The organism is Streptomyces sp. R35 (genome assembly GCF_041053035.1).
Lineage (GTDB): Bacteria > Actinomycetota > Actinomycetes > Streptomycetales > Streptomycetaceae > Streptomyces > Streptomyces lutosisoli.
In genome coordinates this window covers 1,950,452-1,967,656 of record NZ_CP163440.1, presented here as the reverse complement: position 1 = coordinate 1,967,656, position 17,205 = coordinate 1,950,452, and the positions used below count along the sequence as shown (strand labels likewise).

The following is a 17,205-nucleotide window of genomic DNA, read 5'->3' as shown; positions in this document are numbered from 1 at the left end:
GCCTTCCACCCTGCCCTGCGGGCCCATGTCTTGATTAATCTGTTGGCGGAGGCGTTTTCGTTGCGCCTCCGCTTCTGATGTGCCGCCCGGCATTCAGAGGCCCCCTGCTATCCGAGGAGTGACTCCCTCCAGCGATGGACGGATCGTCCTGTAGTACCTGCGCCGCCCCCTCCCGACATATCGAGGCGGCGGCATGACCATCCCCCTGCTGCTCCTTGGGGCGGCGTTCCTGCTGATTCTGGCCAACGGCTTCTTCGTCGCGGCGGAGTTCGGCCTGGTCACGGTCGAGCGCCCCGACGCCGAGAAGGCCGCGGCCGACGGCGACCGACGGGCCCGTACGGTCGTCGAATCGCTCAAGGAGCTGTCCTTCCAGCTCTCCGGCACCCAGCTCGGCATCACCATCACCTCACTCGTCGTCGGCATGCTCGCCGAACCGGCGCTCGCCGAACTGCTGCACGGACCCTTCGCCGCGATCGGGCTGCCCGCCGGCGCCGTGTCCGGTGTCGCCGTGGTGGTCGGCATGCTGCTCGCCGCGGCCGTGCAAATGGTCGTCGGCGAACTCGTGCCCAAGAACTGGGCGGTGTCCAAGCCCCTGCAGGTCGCCCGCTTCGTCGCGGGCCCGCAGCATGTCTTCTCCCGCCTGTTCCGTCCGGTGATCGCCGCGCTCAACGCGGTCGCCAACCGGCTCGTACGCGCCCTGGGCGTCGAGCCCGCCGAGGAGCTGGCCTCCGCCCGCACCCCCGGCGAACTCGTCTCCCTGGCCCGGCACTCCGCGCAGGCCGGCGCCCTGGAGCAGGACACCGCGGATCTCTTCGTACGGACCATCTCGCTCGCCGACCTGACCGCGCAGCACGTCATGACCCCGCGCGTGAAGGTCAGCGCCCTCCAGTCCTCCGCGACCGCCGAGGACGTCGTCAACCTCACCCGCGCCACCGGCCTGTCCCGCTTCCCCGTCTACCGGGAGCGGATCGACGAGATCGTCGGCATGGTGCACCTCAAGGACGCCCTCGCGATCCCCTCGCACGACCGGCTGCGTACCCCGGTCGGCCGGATCGCCCAGGCCCCGCTGCTCGTCCCGGAGACGCTGCCCGTGCAGCCCCTGCTGGAACAGCTGCGCAGCGAGCAGCCGATCGCCGTCGTCGTCGACGAGTACGGCGGTACGGCGGGCGTGGTCACCCTGGAGGACATCGTCGAGGAGCTGGTCGGCGAGGTCCGCGACGAGCACGACGGGCAGGACCTGCCCGAACTCGCCGCCGCGCCGCCCGAGGACGGCCGGCCCGCCTGGGACGCCGACGGCAGCTGCCGGGTCGACGTCCTGCAGCGCATAGGCCTCGACGTGCCCGAGGGTCCGTACGAGACCGTCGCCGGCCTCGTCGCCGATCTGCTCGGCCGGATCCCGGCCCCCGGCGACAAGGCCGAACTGCCCGGCTGGCGCCTGTCGGTGCGCCAGGTCGGCCACTACCGCGCCGAACGCGTCCGCCTCGTGCGGACCGCGCCCCTTGCGGAGGCTGTGCGATGAGCGTGCTCCAACTCCTGTTCGCCGCGCTGCTGGTGCTCGCCAACGGCTTCTTCGTCGGTGCCGAGTTCGCGCTCGTCTCCGTGCGGCGCAGCCAGATCGAACCGCTGGGGACCGCGCGGGCCCGACAGGTCCTGTACGGCCTGGAGCGGCTGCCGCAGATGATGGCCGCGGCCCAGTTCGGCATCACCGTCTGCTCGTTGACGCTCGGCGCGGTCGCCGAGCCGACCGTCGCCCAGCTGCTGGAGCCGGTCTTCGAGGCGGTCCGTCTGCCCGACGGGCTGATCCACCCGCTCGGATACGTCATCGCGCTCGCACTCGTCGTCTTCTTCCACCTCGTCATCGGCGAGATGGTGCCGAAGAACCTGGCGATGGCCGCGCCCGAGAAGACGGCGCTGTGGCTCAGCCCCGGCCTTGTCGCCTTCGCGCGGCTGTGCCGGCCGGTCACGGTGGCGCTCGGCGCGTGCGCGCGGCTCATCCTGAAGCTGTTCGGTGTGGAGCCCAAGGACGAGGTCGAGGCGGTCTTCACGAGCGAACAGCTCAACCGTCTCGTCGAGGACTCCGGTCAGGCGGGCCTCCTCGACCCCGAGGAGCAGGAGCGCCTCGAAGACGCCCTGGAGCTGGGTTCCCGCCCGGTCACCGACGTCCTCCTGGACCGCGACTCCCTGGTGACCGTGGGCCCCTCGGTCACCCCGGGCCAGATCGTCGCGCTCACCGCGCGCACCGGGTACTCCCGCTTTCCGGTGGTTGCCGAGAACGGTGCCTTCATGGGCTGCTACCTGCATGTGAAGGACGTACTCGACCTGGAGGAGTCCGAGCGGGCGGTACCCCAGCAGATCTGGCGCCCGATGACGACCCTGCGCTCCGAACTCCCGCTGGACGACGCCCTCACGGTGATGCGCCGCGCGGCGACGCACCTCGCGCAGGTCGCCGACGCGTCCGGCAAGGTGCTGGGTCTTGTGGCCCTGGAGGACGTACTGGAGCTACTGGTCGGCGAGGTACGTGACCCGGCCCACCGACAGACTCCGGCCGTACGCGTCTCGGACCCACGCCCCAGCGAGGCCCCGGAGGAGGCCCTGGCAAGCTGACCCACCGGTTCGTGTGTCGGCTGCGGGCCGGTGGGGCCCGTTCGCGCAGTTCCCCGCGCCCCTAAAAGGGGCGCGGGGAACTGCGCACATAATTAAAAGGGGGTCTGGGGGCGCAGCCCCCAGGGATGGGACGGGTAGGGGCGGCGGGGGCGAAATCCGTCGTCACATCGCCGACGGATCCTGTGGCCCCCGGCCCGACAGAACCTCCCCGTACGCCTGCATAAGATCCGGCAGCCGAAGCGTGGACAGGTCGTCGCGCGACAGGGTGCCCGGATAGCCCGAGAGCCGCAGATCCCGGTACGCGCAGCTCTTCTCGTACAGGGTGCGCAGAAAGCGCCCGTTCCCGAGCTCGTCGATCCAGCCCTGGTCGACAACGTGCCCGGCGATCGAGCGCAGCTCGTCCAACGCCTCCTCGTCCCAGATGTCACCGTTCTCGGCGGCCAGTACCTCGCCGATGGAGGTGAGTTCGAGGGGGCGGTAGGAGGGGAAGTCGACGCGGGTGGTGAAGCGGGAGGAGAGGCCGGGGTTGGCGGCGAGCAGGCGGTCCATGCCCTCCGGGTAGCCGGCGAGGATGACGACGAGGTGGTCCCGGTTGTCCTCGGCCCGCTTCAGCAGGACTTGCAGGGCCTCGTCGCCGTACGCGTCGCCCTTGCCGTACCCGGAGTTGGACAGGGAGTACGCCTCGTCCACGAAGAGGACTCCACCGATCGCGGAGTCGATCAACTCGTTGGCCTTCACGGCCGTTTGGCCGAGGTATTCGCCGACCAGGTCGGCCCGCTGGGCCTCCACCAGATGGTCGCCGCCGAGCAGCCCGAGCGCGTAGAAGACCCGGCCGAGGATGCGGGCCACGGTGGTCTTGCCGGTGCCGGAGGGGCCGGAGAAGACGAAGTGCCGCTTGGGCGGCTGGACCGGGAGGCCCTGCCCGGCGCGCAGTCTCGCCATGTTCAACTGCGCAGACAGCGCCTTGACTTGGCGCTTCACGGGCTCCAGGCCCACCATGCGCTCCAGCTCGTTGAGCGCGTCTTCGAGTAACGCGGGGTCGGTCGGCCCCGCGGGCAGCGGCTGCACCGGGATCACGGCCTTCTCGCGCACCGCGTCGGTCTCGGGCGGCAGCGCCCCCGGCGGCGCGAAGTCGGGCTCCGAGAGCTTCAGGTCCCGTCCCTCGCCGCCGAACAGCGGATCCATGCCGTCCGGGCCCTCCATCACGTCCTGCCCGACTCCGGCGAGCGTGATCGCCGCCAGGTCGGCGGCGGCATCGTCGTACCCGTCGCCCTCGGAGATGGCCGCGAGCCGCGCCGAGGTGTCCATGAAGGAGGGGTCGACCCGGTGCACCGCCCGGTACAGGGGCAGCGCGGCGGCGGACCGCCCCGTGCCCTCGTGCGCCCGCGCCAGCCAGTACCGCAGCTCCTTGCGCTGCGGCTGCTCGCTGCGGCAGCGCATCAGGGCGGAGGAGAGGAGAGGCTCGGCCTGGCCGAACATCTCCAGGCGGACCCGGGCCATTCCGCCGAAGAGGCCGGCCTCTATGCCCAGCATGGGATCGTCGATCAGCGGATCGGTGTGCCGGACCAACTGCTCCCAGTCCTTGACCAGATAGGCGCGGCACGCGTGCAGGAATCGCACCTGGGGGTCCGTGTCGACGGGGGGCAGGCCGGCCAACGCCCGGTCCAGCTCCGGGACATGGCGTCCGTCGAGCCAGTGCGAGGCGTGCGCGAGCAGCAGATCGCGCGGGCTCTCCAGCACCGGTTGCACCCACCAGCCCAGCCAGTACCAGGAGTTGAGGGTGCGCCGGTGACGGGTGCGCTGCTCCCCGAAGCGGTCCCGGTGCCGGAACATCCGCAACAGGGCGGTCGTCGTGTCCACCCGCAGCGCGTGCAGTCCGAGCCAGCCGTCCGCCATGCCCGGGTCCATCCGGACCGCGGTGCGGAACTCCTCCTCCGCCTGCGGATAGGCGCCCATCGTGTAGGCGTCCACGCCTCGCATCCAGGCGAGGTCGGCCGGGGCCTCGGGGCCCTGCGTGCCGAAGTCCATCACGTCCCCCACAAACCGTGCCCCCGATGGTTCTCCGAACGGGCCGGTGCCCGTCGGCAGCTTTGGTCGAACCGCTGTGCCGCGGACGGGAGTTGCATCGGTGCGCAGAGCAGCCGTCCGAAGGTCGCACCGAGAGGCATCGTACCTGCGGTGCATACGCGGGCCGAAGGGTGCCGCACACCCCGTTCCACGAGGTGGGAGCAGATGGGGCGCACTTCGCACGGTGACCGAGGGTGAGCGAATCACGGCGCGCAGCGTCCGGAAAGAGGGGGTGTGGGCAGAACGAAGCCCCCGATCACGGGGGAACAACCGGGGGCTTCGCGACTGCGGGCGGCTTCGAAAGGCCGCACATTGAGAACGTAAGTCCTGTACGGCCCCCCGGTCAAGCCGAGTTGAAGCACTTCGAGAACTTCTCACGCAAGGGCCTTCACAAGTTCAGCACACTGCGGATGGTCCGTCACCGTGAGTGATGAAGTGGTCCGGTTCGGGGGTCGCAACGGGCCCCGGCAGCACCTCGTATCCCTCGGAACACTGCCGCACCAGAAGATCGGCGAACGGTCTTGAGGGGTCCTTGGTGAAGTGTTGGCGCTCGGCGCGGACCCATCCGGCCCAGAACTCGCTCTGCGCCTCACCGTCCCGCCGCTGCCCGCGCGCCCAGGCCTCGTCGTGCGGCAACTCCATCCACAGCAGTCGCGCGAGGAACGGGCGCACCGCGCGGCGGCCCGCCCCGACGCCCTCCAGAAGGATGACGGGTGCGGGCGGCAGCTCATGGGCCGGCCCGAAACCCCGGGCGATCCAGTCGTAGGGGGTGTAGCGCGCCGTCTCGCCGCGCCGCAGTGGCTCGACCACCTGGCGCAGCAGTCGCTCCGTCCAGGCGAAGAGCTCCTCGTGCGTCGCGATGTCGTCGAGGTGCAGCACGGGCGCGCCGCCCAGTGCCGCCGCCAACTGCCCGGCGAAAGTGGTCTTTCCCGAGCCCGCGTGCCCGTCGACGCCGATCAGGCGGACGGGGCCGCAGGAGGGCGGCAGCCGGCGCAGGTGTGAGGCGAGGTCGTGAATGGGGCTTCCCGGGGTGCGATGAGATGTTGGCATATTCCTATGGAACATTCTATCGACTCGCGTCCACAGCGGAGTCATGGGTACCGAATAGTGCCGTATTGAACCAGTCATTGAACATTCCTCAAGTACTCCTTTCACTCCTTCCATAAGCCGTGGAGGCCACGGAACCAGGTATTTCGGAAACGCCGTTCCGGTTCCCCCTGATGCTGAGTAGGGTGCCTGTTGCGCAACCGTGAAGTGTCGTACGGGGATGGACAGGGGAAGATGGCCGCGGGGTTATTCGAGGGGCAGTATGTGTGGCATCCGGCGGCCGACGACCGCAGACTCGCGAGCGTATGCGTGGATGTCCGGGCCGGCCGCTATCTGAGCGCCCATGAAGCCCTGGCGGAGACGCGCGGCGACTTCGGACTGCGCGCCCACCGCTCCCTGGTCCTGGCCTCCGAGGCCGCCGACTCCGACCTCGCCGAGCGCTGGCTGGCCGAGGAACCGACCCCCGAGGCCGCCCTGATGTGGGCACGTGTGGCCGTCCTGCGGGCGCTGCGCGCGGCGGACGCCAAGGACGACCGGGCCGAGGCGCTGGAGCGGATAGCGCTGACCGCGTGCGACCGGGCCGCGGCGACGGACCCCGCCGATCCCACGCCCTGGGTCGCCAAACTGGCCATGGCCCGGCTGCACGATCTGCGCGACCCCGCCCCACAGGGTCTGCTCACCCGGCCGACCGGCCCCTGGCGGCTGTTCTCGCACATCCTCCGCCTCGATCCCTGGAACCGTGAGGGCCACCACCGCTTCCTGACGTTCTTCTTCACGCGGCACGGCGGCTCGGTGAACGCCGCCTGGGACGTCGCCGCCTTCCTGAGCCAGCGGGCCCCCGCCTCCTCGCCGCTGCGGCTGCTTCCGCTGGTGGCCCTGGTGGAGAGCTACAACCCCTCGCAACTCCTGGTCGACCGCACCTGGGAGCAGCCCCAGTGGCGCGCCACGGCGCTCGCGATCTACCAGAACTGGCTGCCGCAGCTGCCGGGATACCGGTTCACACCGGTGCTCGATCTGGCGTATCTGGCGCACGCGCTGTTCATGTCCCAGCGCGAGTTCGAGGCGCGTGCGGTCTTCATGGCCATGGGGCCGTACGCCTGCCGTATGCCCTGGAGCGTGTTCGGCGAGCCCGAGGAGCAGCTCTCCCGCGCCCGCCGTTCCTGCGGCCTGCCGGTGCCGGGAGGCGCCTGACCCTGCAGCCCGGACCGGCTTTCCGGCCACCCCCCAGTCTTCCGGTCAACCCCCAGAGAAAGGTCAGTTGTGTCAGAACGGATATCGGCCCCACGCGCGAGAGGCCGCGCCGGCGAGGAATCCGCCGCGCTCGACGACGACGCGACACTTCATGCGATGGGATATCCGAGAAAGCTCACGCGCCGATTCCAGGCGTTCGACAATTTCGCGATCTCCTTCACCATCATCAACATCGTCTCGGGAATTTTCTCGGCCTTCGGATTCGGTATGAATGCCGGTGGGCCACGTATTCTCGTGTTCGGCTGGATCGGCGTCTCCATCATGGTGCTGTTCATCGGCGCCGCGATGGCGGAGGTCGCCTCCGCCTATCCGACCAGTGGAGCGCTCTATTTCTCCGCCGGAAAGCTCGCCAAGCGCCACAAGGGTGCCTGGTCCTGGTACACGGGCTGGCTGAATTTCGTGGGTCAGGTGGGCGGCACGGCAGCCACCGGGTACGCGGCCGCCACCTTCATCCAGGCCTTCATCGCCCTGCAGTGGCACTCGTACGAGCCGACGGCCCAGCAGACGGTCCTGATCACGGCACTCATCATCGTGATCCAGGGGCTGGCCAATACCTACACCGTCCAGCTGGTCGCCCTGATCAACCGGATCTCCGTGTGGTGGCTGCTGATCGGGCTCCTGGTGATCGTGAGCACACTGATCGTGATGCCCGACGATCACCAGTCGGCGTCGTTCGTCACGCATTTCGCGAACAACACCGGTTTCACGAACGGCCTTTACGGGGGGATGCTCGGCCTGCTGGTCACGAGTTGGACCTTCACGGGCTTCGACGGCAGCTTCCACATGTCCGAGGAAACGGTGCGGGCCACGGTCAACGCGCCCCGGGGGATCACGCGGGCGATCGGCTATTCGGCGATCACCGGACTGATCCTCATGCTCGCCCTTGTGTACAGCATTCATGATTATGACCAGGTGGCGAGCTCCTCGGCGCCGCCCGTGCAGATTCTCATCGACGGCCTTGGCATGGGCATGGCTAAGGTGATCCTTCTGATCGTGATCGGGGCCATGCTTTTCTGCGGTCTGGCCAATCTCACCAGCAACACCCGGCAGATCTTCGCCTTCTCCCGGGACGGCGCGATGCCGGGCTCCCACTGGTGGCACTCGGTCTCGCCGCGCACCCGTACCCCCGTCAAGGCCGTGTGGCTGGCGGTTGCCTGCTCGGTGGCCCTGGTCGTCCCCGGCTGGTGGTCGCACACGGCCTTCACCGCCATCGTCAGCGTCAACGTCGTCGGGCTCTTCCTCGCCTACGCAGTGCCGATCTTCCTGCGGCTGCGGCTCGGCGACGAGTTCCAGCCCGGCCCGTGGAACCTGGGCCGCTGGAGCAAGCCCGTCGGCTGGGTGGCCGTGATCTGGATCCTCGCCAGCAGCGTGCTGTTCATGCTGCCGCAGGTCTCGCCGATCACCGGCGACACCTTCAACTACGCGGGGATCGCCCTCGCCGTGGTGCTGATCATCGCCACGGTGTGGTGGTTCGCCACGGCCCGCCGCCGCTTCCAGGGGCCCGTCAGCTACGGGCGGCCCGACGAGGTCGCGGCGATGGACCTCATCTGACCCGCACGCCCTTGACCCGCACGCCCTCGGCCCCGGTGTCCGCCGGGGCCGAGGCGTCGCAGGTCATGCCAGTGGTCCCGACCAATATTGGTGGGCGCGCCGGAGGTCGAAGTGCTGGCAGAAGTCGGCTTCCGGCGTCCATAGTTGGCCCACAGCCGTGCACTGGTACCACGTCTGCACCCGCCGCTCCATGCCGTGCGTCTGAACCGTCGCTTCCGGACGAACTGGGGGTCACCCACCCATGACCAGAGCTTCAGAGCCGTCCCGCAGAGCCATCCTGGCCGCGGCCGTCGCCGCTGCAGCCACAGGTGCCGCGGGCCCCGCGGCCGCGGCCACCCCCGCGGGGCCGGCCGAAGCCCCCGCCCGCCTCGTGGACAACCGCGCCTGGACCTCGTACACCGACTGGCGGAGCGGTAGCGCGCAGGGCACGCGTGCCGTGCCGGGCGCCCGTCCCGGTCTGGTGATCGCCGCCCCGGCCGGCACCGCCGACTACACGGACCCGCACACCGGCAAGACTTCCACCTGGGAGTACGCGACCTGGACCTCGCCGGTCCACCGGCTCGCCGTCCCCTCCACCGAGGCCATCGCCTCCTGGAACGCGCACACCCCGGCGGGCACCTGGCTCCAGGTCGAGCTGGCAGGCACCTACTCCGACGGCACGGACACTCCCTGGTATGTGATGGGCCGCTGGGCGGCCGGCGACCAGGACATCAAGCGGACCTCCGTGGACGACCAGAGCGACGGCAAGAGCACCATCTGGACGGACACCTTCTCCATCGACGACGCCGCCTCGGGCCTGCGGCTCCTCTCGTACCGGCTGCGGCTCACCCTCTACCGCACCCCGGGCGCCAGGATCACGCCCATGGTGTGGCGGCTCGGCGCGATGGGCTCCGACATTCCCGACCGCTTCACCGTCCCGGCCACCACACCCGGCCTCGCCCAGGAGCTGAGTGTCCCGCGCTACTCGCAGGAGATCCACGCGGGCCAGTACCCCGAGTACGACAACGGCGGCGAGGCCTGGTGCAGCCCCACCTCCTCGCAGATGATCATCGAGTACTGGGGCCGCAAGCCGACGGCGGAGCAGCTGGCCTGGGTCAACCCGGACTACTCCGACCCGCAGGTGTGCCACGCGGCCCGCTTCACCTACGACTACCAGTACGGCGGCTGCGGCAACTGGCCGTTCAACGCCGCCTACGCGTCGACGTACAAGGACCTGCAAGGCGTGGTGACCCGCCTCGGCTCGCTTACCGACCTGGAGACGCTGATCGCCGCCGGCATCCCGGCCATAACGTCCCAGTCGTTCCTCAAGTCCGAGCTGACGGGGGCGGGTTACGGCACGTCGGGGCACCTCATGACGGTCATAGGGTTCACCGCGGACGGCGACGTGATCGCCAACGACCCGGCGTCGCCGGGCGACGAGGCGGTGCGCCGGGTCTACAAGCGGTCCGAGTGGGAGACGATCTGGCTCCGTACCAAGAGGTACAACGCCTCCGGGAAGGTCGTCTCCGGCACGGGCGGCGTCTGCTATCTGTACTTCCCGGCACAGCCGTCGGCGCGGCAGTGCAAGGCGCTCGCGGAGGTCGGCATTCGCTGAACTCCGCGCAGGGCGGCCCCTCTTCATATGGGGAAGGGCCGCCCCGCGGCGTTCAGCTCTGGACCGGATTGACCACCCAGTCCGGGTGGTTCGGCATCGGCGGGGTCTTCGCCCCGTACAGCCACGGGTGCAGGAAGCCGTCGAGGTCCTCGCCCGCGACCTTCGACGCCAGGTCGATGTAGTCCTGCGTACTCGCCGTCTTTCCGCGGTACTTGGTGACCCAGGCCCGCTCGATCTTCCCGAACGTCTCCTGGCCGACCTTCTCGCGCAGCGCGTACAGGACGAGCGCCGAACCGTCGTAGCGCATCCGCTTGAAGAGGTTCGGTTCGGTCGGCTCGGCCGGGGCACCGTAGTCGTGGCGCCACTGGTCGTGGTTCGCGTACGCCGTCTTCATGGTGTCCTCGAAGACCACGCCGCCGTGTGCCTCCGAGTACAGCCGCTCGTAGAAGCGGGCGTGGCCCTCGCTCAGCCACAGGTCGGACCAGGTCTTGATGCCGACGCTGTCGCCGGTCCACTGGTGGGTCAGCTCGTGCACCAGGTTCCGCTCGGCGCTGACCTGGTCGCCGAGCAGGTCGGCCTTCGGGATCAGGGAGAGCGTGTTCGTCTCCAGGGCCACGCCCAGGTCGGTGTCGCCGACGAGGACGCCGTACCGGTTGAAGGGGTACGGGCCGAGCCGCTCCTCCAGCCAGGCGATGTGGTCGGCGGTGAGCTTGCGGTACTGCTCGGTCGGCGCGACCAGGTCGTCAGGGACCACGTCGCGGATCGGCAGCCCGTGCGGTCCCGTGCTGTCGACGAGGGTGAACTTGCCGATCGCCAGCTGGGCGAGCTGCGTGGCCAGCGGCTGCTCCGAGTCGTACGTCCACCGCACGCGTCCGTCGGCCTGCTCGGCGCGGTCGGTGAGCTTGCCGTTGGCGACGGCGGTGAGGCCCGGCGGGGTGGTGATGTGGAAGGTGATGGGCGCGCGCCGGCTCGGATGGTCGTTCGACGGGAAGATCATCTTGGCGCCGTTGGGCTGCGGATAGAGCACCGTGCCGTCCGGTGTCGGGATCCAGCCGTAGTCCTCGATGGCGTCGTCGCGGTGGCGGATCTGCGTCGGGTCGGCGGTGTAGGTGACCTTGACGGTGAAGGCCTGGCCCTGGGCGAGGGGCTTGGCCGGGGTGATCACCAGCTCGTCGCCGTCGCGTACGGCGGTGGCCGCCTTCGCGTTGACGGTCACCGTGTGCAGGGTGTTGCCCGCGAAGTCCAGGTCGAAGCGGGACAAGGCCTGGGTGGCGGTCGCCTTGATCGTCGTGGCTGCCTCGAAGGGCGTCTTCGGTGCCTGCCAGTCGAAGTCGAGGAGGTAGCGGCTGACCTTGTATCCGCCGTTGCCGTCGAGCGGGAACATCGGGTCGCCGAGACCTGCCGCACCGGGGGACGGGGCGCTGGACGGCGAAGGAGCGGCTTGTGAGACCGGACCCGTTAAGGCCGCCGCCACGGTGATCGCCGCCGCCAGGGCCAGGCGAGCTCTGCGGCGAGGCGTCCGGAACGTGCTCATCAGGGACCTTTCGGTTGACTGACCACTGTCGTGTGATGAGACGCACAGACTTCTCACATCGTTGTGGAATCCGGCGGCATTCGAAGCTCGTCGAAGTGTTCGGCGTGACCAAGGTCTCTACCACTGAAACCCGCTTCGGTGGCAAGGTGGTCGAGTCGGTGGGGAGCCGACGGGAGGCGGGGGGACACCACCGCACCACTACGTCAGCGAGATGCCATGACCGCGAGCTCCGCCACCGCCGCCCGCCTCCGTGCCCGCACCGGAGGCCCCAAGGAAGACGGTCCCAAGATCCTCGAACACATCGCGGGCTGGACCTTCGTGGTGGTCCTCGCGATGCTCGTCACCCAGCTCGGCCTGCTGTGACCTGAGCCCCTCGGGTTCATGGGCCGACGTCTCGCGAGACGGCCCGCCGCGAGACCGTGCCCCAGTCGATCAGAGTCGAACGAGCACGTGGCATCGGTCTGCCATACTGCCAACGTCCCGCTGGCAGTTGGAGACCAGGGCCGAAATTGAATCATAGTCAACAGCACGGCGTCGACCGCCCCCGGGCGCGCGGCACCGATCGCTCTCTGGCGCGCCGCGCCGAACTCATTGCCATCGGACGGAAGTTGTTCGCCGACACGTCGTACGACGCACTGTCGATGGATGACATCGCACGGCAGGCACATGTCGCCAAAGGGCTGATCTACTACTACTTCAAATCCAAGCGCGGCTACTACCTCGCCATCGTCGAGGACTCGGTCGCGGATCTGGTCTCCCGGGCGGCCGGCGGCCTCGAACTGCCCCCGGCGGAGCGGGTGCACCGCACCATCGACGGCTATCTGCGCTATGCCGAGCACAACCAGGCCGCGTACCGCACGATCATCACCGGCGGCGTCGGTTTCGACACCGAGGTGCAGGCCATACGCCAGGGCGTGCGCGAGGTCATCGTCCAGACCATCGCCGAAGGCGCGTACGGCAGGCGCAAGATCGAGCCGCTGCCCCGCATGGCGCTGCTCGGCTGGCTCTGCAGCGTCGAGGGCGCCACCCTCGACTGGATAGGCAACCAGGCGCTGTCGCGCGACACCATGCGCGAGCTGCTGGTGAAGATGCTGGGCGGCGCCCTGCGCGCCGTCGAGGAGCTCGACCCCTCTTATCAGGCCCCGCCGGCCGCACGCCGGGACACCTGAGCGAGGGACGGGGGCCGCGTAGGCCCCCGCCCCGAGTTCCGTACCGCTACGGCTAGTTGATCGACTTGATCAGTTCGCCGTTCGAGGTGTCGCCGCTCAGCTCCCAGAAGAAGGTGCCGCCCAGGCCCTGCGCGTTCTTGTAGCTCATCTTGCCCGCGATGGTCGACGGAGTGTCGTAACTCCACCAGTTGGTCCCGCACTTGGCGTACGCGGTGCCGCCGACCGTGCCGGTCGCCGGGCACTTCGTCTTGAGCACCTTGTAGTCGTCGATGCCCTGCTCGTACGTTCCCGTCGCCGGGCCGGTCGCCGTGCCGCCCGGCGCCGCCTGGGTGACGCCGGTCCAGCCGCGCCCGTAGAAGCCGATGCCGAGCAGCAGCTTCGAGGCCGGGATGCCGAGGCCCTTGAGCTTGGCGATGGTCGCGGAGGTGTAGTAACCCGCCTTCGGGATACCGGTGTACGAGTTCAGCGGCGAGTGCGGGGCGGTCGGCCCGGTCGCGTCCCAGGCGCCGAAGAAGTCGTACGTCATCGGGTTGTACCAGTCGACGTACTGCGCCGCGCCCGCGTAGTCCGCCGCGTCGATCTTGCCACCCGCGGTGGCGTCGGCCGTGATCGCCGCGGTCACCAGGTTGCTGGAGCCGAACTTCGAACGCAGCGCCGACATCAGGTTCTTGAACGCCGCCTTGCCGCTGGTGTCACAGGTGTTGCCGCAGGCGTTCGGGTACTCCCAGTCGATGTCGATGCCGTCGAAGACGTCCGCCCACTTGGAGTTCTCCACCAGGTCGTAGCAGGACTGGGCGAACGCGGCCGGGTTCTTGGCGGCCTCGCCGAAACCGCTCGACCAGGTCCAACCGCCGAACGACCAGAGGACCTTGAGGTTCGGGTGCTTCTTCTTCAGCTTGCGCAGCTGGTTGAAGTTGCCGCGCAGGGGCTGGTCCCAGGTGTCGGCGACACCGTCGACTGACTGGTCGGCGGTGTAGGCCTTGTCGGTCGCCGCGTACGAGTCGCCCATGGCGCACTTGCCGCCGGTGACGTTGCCGAAGGCGTAGTTGATGTGGGTCAGCTTGGCGGCCGAACCGGAGGTCTCGACGTTCTTGACGTGGTAGTTCCGGTCGTAGACGCCCCATTCGGTGAAGTAGCCGACGACCTTGGACCCGGCCGCCTTCGGAGTCACGACGGCGGAGGACGCGGTGGCGGTGCCCGCGCCGGCGAGCAGTCCGGCGCCGAGGACGGCGCAACACGCGGCGGACACGAGCGCCCGGAACCGGGAGCGGGGACGGTGCGAAATGTGCATCGGGTGTCTCCTCGTGGGGGAGAGGGGAGCGTGCGCCGATTGGCATGAACGCGATGAAGTGATGGTCCGAAACAGTAGGAGGACTAGACCAGTGCGTCAATGGTTCGGACCAATTTCGGCCGGGGGAACTTTTCTTGGAGTGAGCGGTCGTTAACTGGTGACGGGATGCCTTCGAGCGGGCATACTCACAGCGCAGAGCCGCTGGTCAGCAGCTTCCGAGACCCGGGAGTGCGAGCATCGGCCGGCACTCGGTGAGACCGGCGGAGCCGCCCCATCCAAGGCGCTTTCGCCGAGGTGCCCGACAGGGAGGAGAGCGTCGCCATGCCCGACCGCGCCCCGCAGCCGGTGGACCGTCAACTGCCCACGGACGAGGCCCGGGATCTGATCTCGCTCGTCCGCGACATCGCGCAGCGCGAGATCGCTCCCAAGGCGGCCGAGGAGGAGGACGCCGGGCACTTCCCGCGTGACGTGTTCCGCCTGCTCTCCGAGTCGGGACTGCTCGGACTGCCCTACGACTCCGAATACGGCGGGGGAGACCAGCCGTACGAGGTCTACCTCCAGGTCCTCGAAGAGCTGGCCGCGGCCCGCCTCACCGTCGCCCTCGGTGTGAGCGTGCACTCGCTCGCCTGCCACGCCCTCGCGAACTACGGCACCAAGGAGCAGCAGGCCGAACAGCTGCCCGCGATGCTCGGCGGCGGCCTCCTCGGCGCGTACTGCCTCTCCGAGCCGTCCTCCGGTTCGGACGCCGCCTCGCTGCGGACCAAGGCCGCGAGAGAAGGTGACGGCTGGGTGATCACCGGCACCAAGGCCTGGATCACGCACGGCGGCATCGCCGACTTCTACACCGTGCTCGCGCGCAGTGGCGGGGAGGGTCCCCGTGGCATCACCGCCTACCTGGTGCCCGGTGACGCCGAGGGGCTGAGCGCCGCACCGCCCGAGAAGAAGATGGGCATGAAGGGCTCGCCCACCGCCCAGGTCCACTTCGACGGGGTGCGGGTCCGCGACGACCGGCGCGTCGGTGACGAGGGTCAGGGCTTCGCGATCGCCCTGTCCGCGCTCGACTCCGGGCGGCTCGGCATCGCGGCCTGTGCCGTAGGTGTCGCCCAGGCGGCCCTTGACGAGGCCGTGGCCTACGCGACCGGCCGGCAGCAGTTCGGGCGGCCGATCTCGGACTTCCAGGGGCTGCGCTTCATGCTTGCGGACATGGCGACACAGATCGAGGCGGGCCGGGCGCTCTACCTGGCCGCGGCCCGGCTGCGTGACGCGGGCCGGCCGTTCTCCAAGCAGGCGGCCATGGCCAAGCTGCTGTGCACGGACACCGCGATGAAGGTCACCACGGACGCCGTCCAGGTGCTCGGCGGGTACGGCTACACCGCCGACTTCCCGGTGGAGCGCTATATGCGCGAGGCCAAGGTCCTCCAGATCGTCGAGGGCACCAATCAGATCCAGCGGATGGTCATCGCCCGTCACCTCGCGGGGCCGGACTCGCGCTGAGCTGCCCGTCACCCCGTGGGTCCCGGCCAGCGCTGAGCTGCCCGTCGTCCCGTGCGTCCAGGCTCGCGCTGAACTGGGCGTATCCGTACATCGCCGACGGCGCCGCGAGCCGGACCCACTCCGGGTCGTGGCGCCCCGGCAGCGTGCGCCCGCGATCGGCCCAGGTGCGGATCAGGGCGCGGTAGATGGGGGGATCCTGGGCCGGCGGAGGCGTCTGCCGAACCGATTCTGCCGGAGCCGGGACGAGGATCCGGCGCCGACGCCCGGTCGCAGAATATGTGGGAGTCATACGAGGGCAACGCGCGGGCGGGCGGACAGGTCACCCGCCCCGGGAATCGAGCGTGAGTTTGCGGTGAACCCGTACGAGGGGTTCCGTCCGTGACGCGAGATCTGGTCCCGGGCCAGTATCTGACGTACCGTCAACTGCGCTGCCGGGGGCCGCACCCCTCCGGGCTACGTCAACTGCCGTGCGCCCAGGGAGGCTTGCCGTGCCCGACGACCGCCCCGTAGCACTCGACGAGTACCCCGTGCACCAGGTGCCCCTGTCCATGAAGCATGTCGCGACCAGCGACCGGAACGCGTACGACCGCTGTATCTTCCACGTCCTCGACCACCAGGGGCGGGCGCTGCTGATCCTGGGCCTCGGCGTCTATCCGAACGTCGGAGTGATCGACGCCTACGCCACCCTGCGCCTGGGCGACCGCCTGCACGCGGTACGGGCGTCGGACGCGCTCGGCGACGACCGCATGAACCTCGCCGTGGGGCCCCTGCGGATCACCGTCGAGGAACCGCTGCGCCGGCTGCGCCTCCAGTCGGACGACGACTCCCTGTCGTACGACATCACCTGGACCGCCGACTTCCCGGCCCTCTGGGAACCGCACCACATCCAGCGCCGCGGCGGCCGGCTCACCCTGGAAGGGCGCCGCTTCGTGCAGGCCGGCGGCGTCGAGGGGATCATCCGCGTCGACGGCGAGGAGATACCCGTCTCGGCGGGCGAGTGGACCGGCACCCGCGACCGCAGCTGGGGAGTGCGCCCGATCCCGGGGGAGGAAGGCGGCCGGCTCGCGGACGACAACCCGACCGAGGGGTTCCACTGGCTCTGGTGTCCGGTCCGGTTCGACGACCGTTTCCTGATGGTCATCACCCAGGAGGACGCCGACGGCCACCGCTCGCTCAACGACGCGACGCTCGTACGTGACGGGCGGCGCGACCTCCAACTCGGCTGGCCCCAGGCCGACATCAGCTATCGCTCCGGCACCCGCCACCCCTCCTCCGCCGTCGTCCACCTCACGGATCCGGCGGATCGCAAGCCCCTCGAACTGGGCGTGGAGGTGCTGACCTCGTCGCCGCTCGCCGTCGGGGCGGGCTATCCGCCCGCCGACGACTGGCAGCACGGCACCTGGCGCGGCCGTGACTGGACCGACCGGCGCGTCTACGACCTCGCCGACCCGGCCGCGCACCCCCTCGCCGCGTATGGGGTGATCGACCACGCCGCCCGCTTCACGCTGGACGGGCGGGTCGGCTACGGGATCTTCGAGCACGGCTCGTTCGGCCGCCACGATCCGAGCGGCTTCACCGGATTCGACTCGGTCGCGCCCTGATT

The 17,205-nt window shown here is 69.6% G+C and carries 14 protein-coding genes; 9 read left to right on the top strand and 5 right to left on the bottom strand.

Annotated elements, in window-relative coordinates; translation table 11 throughout:
* Positions 1 to 193: 193 nt before the first annotated feature.
* Together AB5J50_RS09295 and AB5J50_RS09290 are read left to right on the top strand one after the other, a co-directional pair.
* On the top strand, positions 194 to 1,519 hold the full coding sequence (locus tag AB5J50_RS09295; protein ID WP_369256635.1) for a hemolysin family protein: 1,326 nt from the start codon (positions 194 to 196) through the stop codon (positions 1,517 to 1,519).
* Positions 1,516 to 2,604 carry a hemolysin family protein gene (locus AB5J50_RS09290; protein ID WP_327427194.1) on the top strand — a complete coding sequence of 363 codons (1,089 nt, stop codon included), beginning with the start codon at positions 1,516 to 1,518 and terminating at the stop codon, positions 2,602 to 2,604. Before AB5J50_RS09295 ends, AB5J50_RS09290 begins: the two co-directional genes overlap by 4 nt.
* Positions 2,605 to 2,766: 162 nt before the next feature.
* On the opposite strand, the gene AB5J50_RS09285 is transcribed toward AB5J50_RS09290, so the two are convergent.
* A complete protein-coding gene (locus AB5J50_RS09285) occupies positions 2,767 to 4,632 on the bottom strand; it encodes an AAA family ATPase (protein ID WP_369256633.1) in 1,866 nt (621 codons plus the stop codon).
* Positions 4,633 to 5,067: 435 nt separating this feature from the next.
* The gene (locus tag AB5J50_RS09280) at positions 5,068 to 5,721 is read right to left on the bottom strand and encodes a uridine kinase (RefSeq protein ID WP_369256631.1); all 654 of its coding nucleotides are present in this window, start codon (positions 5,719 to 5,721) and stop codon (positions 5,068 to 5,070) included.
* Between the two features lie 231 nt (positions 5,722 to 5,952).
* Between AB5J50_RS09280 and AB5J50_RS09275 the strand changes: the two genes are divergently transcribed.
* The 3 genes from AB5J50_RS09275 to AB5J50_RS09265 all read left to right on the top strand — a co-directional run bounded on the left by AB5J50_RS09275 (position 5,953) and on the right by AB5J50_RS09265 (position 10,114).
* A complete protein-coding gene (locus AB5J50_RS09275) occupies positions 5,953 to 6,909 on the top strand; it encodes a hypothetical protein (RefSeq protein WP_369256629.1) in 957 nt (318 codons plus the stop codon).
* Positions 6,910 to 6,978: 69 nt separating this feature from the next.
* The gene (locus tag AB5J50_RS09270; RefSeq protein WP_327427190.1) at positions 6,979 to 8,520 is read left to right on the top strand and encodes an amino acid permease; all 1,542 of its coding nucleotides are present in this window, start codon (positions 6,979 to 6,981) and stop codon (positions 8,518 to 8,520) included.
* A 241-nt stretch (positions 8,521 to 8,761) separates the two neighbouring features.
* Positions 8,762 to 10,114 (top strand): peptidase C39 family protein, encoded by a 1,353-nt coding sequence (locus tag AB5J50_RS09265; RefSeq protein ID WP_369256627.1) that lies wholly within the window; start codon positions 8,762 to 8,764, stop codon positions 10,112 to 10,114.
* 52 nt (positions 10,115 to 10,166) lie between these two features.
* Here the strand turns inward: AB5J50_RS09265 and AB5J50_RS09260 are convergent, their stop codons facing one another.
* Positions 10,167 to 11,498 (bottom strand): M1 family metallopeptidase, encoded by a 1,332-nt coding sequence (locus AB5J50_RS09260; protein WP_369256625.1) that lies wholly within the window; start codon positions 11,496 to 11,498, stop codon positions 10,167 to 10,169.
* Between the two features lie 366 nt (positions 11,499 to 11,864).
* On the opposite strand from AB5J50_RS09260, the gene AB5J50_RS09255 reads away from it, so the two are divergent.
* On the top strand, positions 11,865 to 12,011 hold the full coding sequence (locus AB5J50_RS09255) for an SCO1431 family membrane protein (protein WP_327427187.1): 147 nt from the start codon (positions 11,865 to 11,867) through the stop codon (positions 12,009 to 12,011).
* A 146-nt stretch (positions 12,012 to 12,157) separates the two neighbouring features.
* Positions 12,158 to 12,817, top strand: a complete 660-nt coding sequence (locus AB5J50_RS09250; protein ID WP_369256623.1) for a TetR/AcrR family transcriptional regulator — start codon at positions 12,158 to 12,160, stop codon at positions 12,815 to 12,817.
* A gap of 52 nt (positions 12,818 to 12,869) precedes the next feature.
* Here the strand turns inward: AB5J50_RS09250 and AB5J50_RS09245 are convergent, their stop codons facing one another.
* Positions 12,870 to 14,108, bottom strand: coding sequence for a glycoside hydrolase family 18 protein (locus AB5J50_RS09245; RefSeq protein ID WP_327427185.1), 1,239 nt, complete (start codon positions 14,106 to 14,108; stop codon positions 12,870 to 12,872).
* 321 nt (positions 14,109 to 14,429) lie between these two features.
* Here AB5J50_RS09245 and AB5J50_RS09240 point away from each other — a divergent pair, with 321 nt between their 5' ends.
* Complete coding sequence (locus tag AB5J50_RS09240) at positions 14,430 to 15,602, top strand: acyl-CoA dehydrogenase family protein (RefSeq protein ID WP_327427184.1); 1,173 nt, start codon at positions 14,430 to 14,432, stop codon at positions 15,600 to 15,602.
* Here AB5J50_RS09240 and AB5J50_RS09235 read toward each other — a convergent pair.
* Positions 15,565 to 15,891 carry a hypothetical protein gene (locus AB5J50_RS09235; protein WP_369256621.1) on the bottom strand — a complete coding sequence of 109 codons (327 nt, stop codon included), beginning with the start codon at positions 15,889 to 15,891 and terminating at the stop codon, positions 15,565 to 15,567. The genes AB5J50_RS09240 and AB5J50_RS09235 overlap by 38 nt on opposite strands.
* 199 nt (positions 15,892 to 16,090) lie before the next feature.
* On the opposite strand from AB5J50_RS09235, the gene AB5J50_RS09230 reads away from it, so the two are divergent.
* A complete protein-coding gene (locus tag AB5J50_RS09230) occupies positions 16,091 to 17,203 on the top strand; it encodes a hypothetical protein (RefSeq protein ID WP_369256619.1) in 1,113 nt (370 codons plus the stop codon).
* The last annotated feature ends 2 nt before the right edge of the window (positions 17,204 to 17,205 follow it).

What these genes read in the sequence shown, in the direction of transcription:
- AB5J50_RS09275 (WP_369256629.1), top strand. Translation starts at nt 5,953, where the DNA reads ATGGCCGCGGGGTTATTCGAGGGGCAGTATGTGTGGCATCCGGCGGCC.
- AB5J50_RS09290 (WP_327427194.1), top strand. Translation starts at nt 1,516, where the DNA reads ATGAGCGTGCTCCAACTCCTGTTCGCCGCGCTGCTGGTGCTCGCCAAC.
- AB5J50_RS09285 (WP_369256633.1), bottom strand. Translation starts at nt 4,632, where the DNA reads ATGGACTTCGGCACGCAGGGCCCCGAGGCCCCGGCCGACCTCGCCTGG.
- AB5J50_RS09235 (WP_369256621.1), bottom strand. Translation starts at nt 15,891, where the DNA reads ATGACTCCCACATATTCTGCGACCGGGCGTCGGCGCCGGATCCTCGTC.
- AB5J50_RS09280 (WP_369256631.1), bottom strand. Translation starts at nt 5,721, where the DNA reads ATGCCAACATCTCATCGCACCCCGGGAAGCCCCATTCACGACCTCGCC.
- AB5J50_RS09255 (WP_327427187.1), top strand. Translation starts at nt 11,865, where the DNA reads ATGACCGCGAGCTCCGCCACCGCCGCCCGCCTCCGTGCCCGCACCGGA.
- AB5J50_RS09240 (WP_327427184.1), top strand. Translation starts at nt 14,430, where the DNA reads ATGCCCGACCGCGCCCCGCAGCCGGTGGACCGTCAACTGCCCACGGAC.
- AB5J50_RS09245 (WP_327427185.1), bottom strand. Translation starts at nt 14,108, where the DNA reads ATGCACATTTCGCACCGTCCCCGCTCCCGGTTCCGGGCGCTCGTGTCC.
- AB5J50_RS09260 (WP_369256625.1), bottom strand. Translation starts at nt 11,498, where the DNA reads ATGTTCCCGCTCGACGGCAACGGCGGATACAAGGTCAGCCGCTACCTC.
- AB5J50_RS09295 (WP_369256635.1), top strand. Translation starts at nt 194, where the DNA reads ATGACCATCCCCCTGCTGCTCCTTGGGGCGGCGTTCCTGCTGATTCTG.
- AB5J50_RS09265 (WP_369256627.1), top strand. Translation starts at nt 8,762, where the DNA reads ATGACCAGAGCTTCAGAGCCGTCCCGCAGAGCCATCCTGGCCGCGGCC.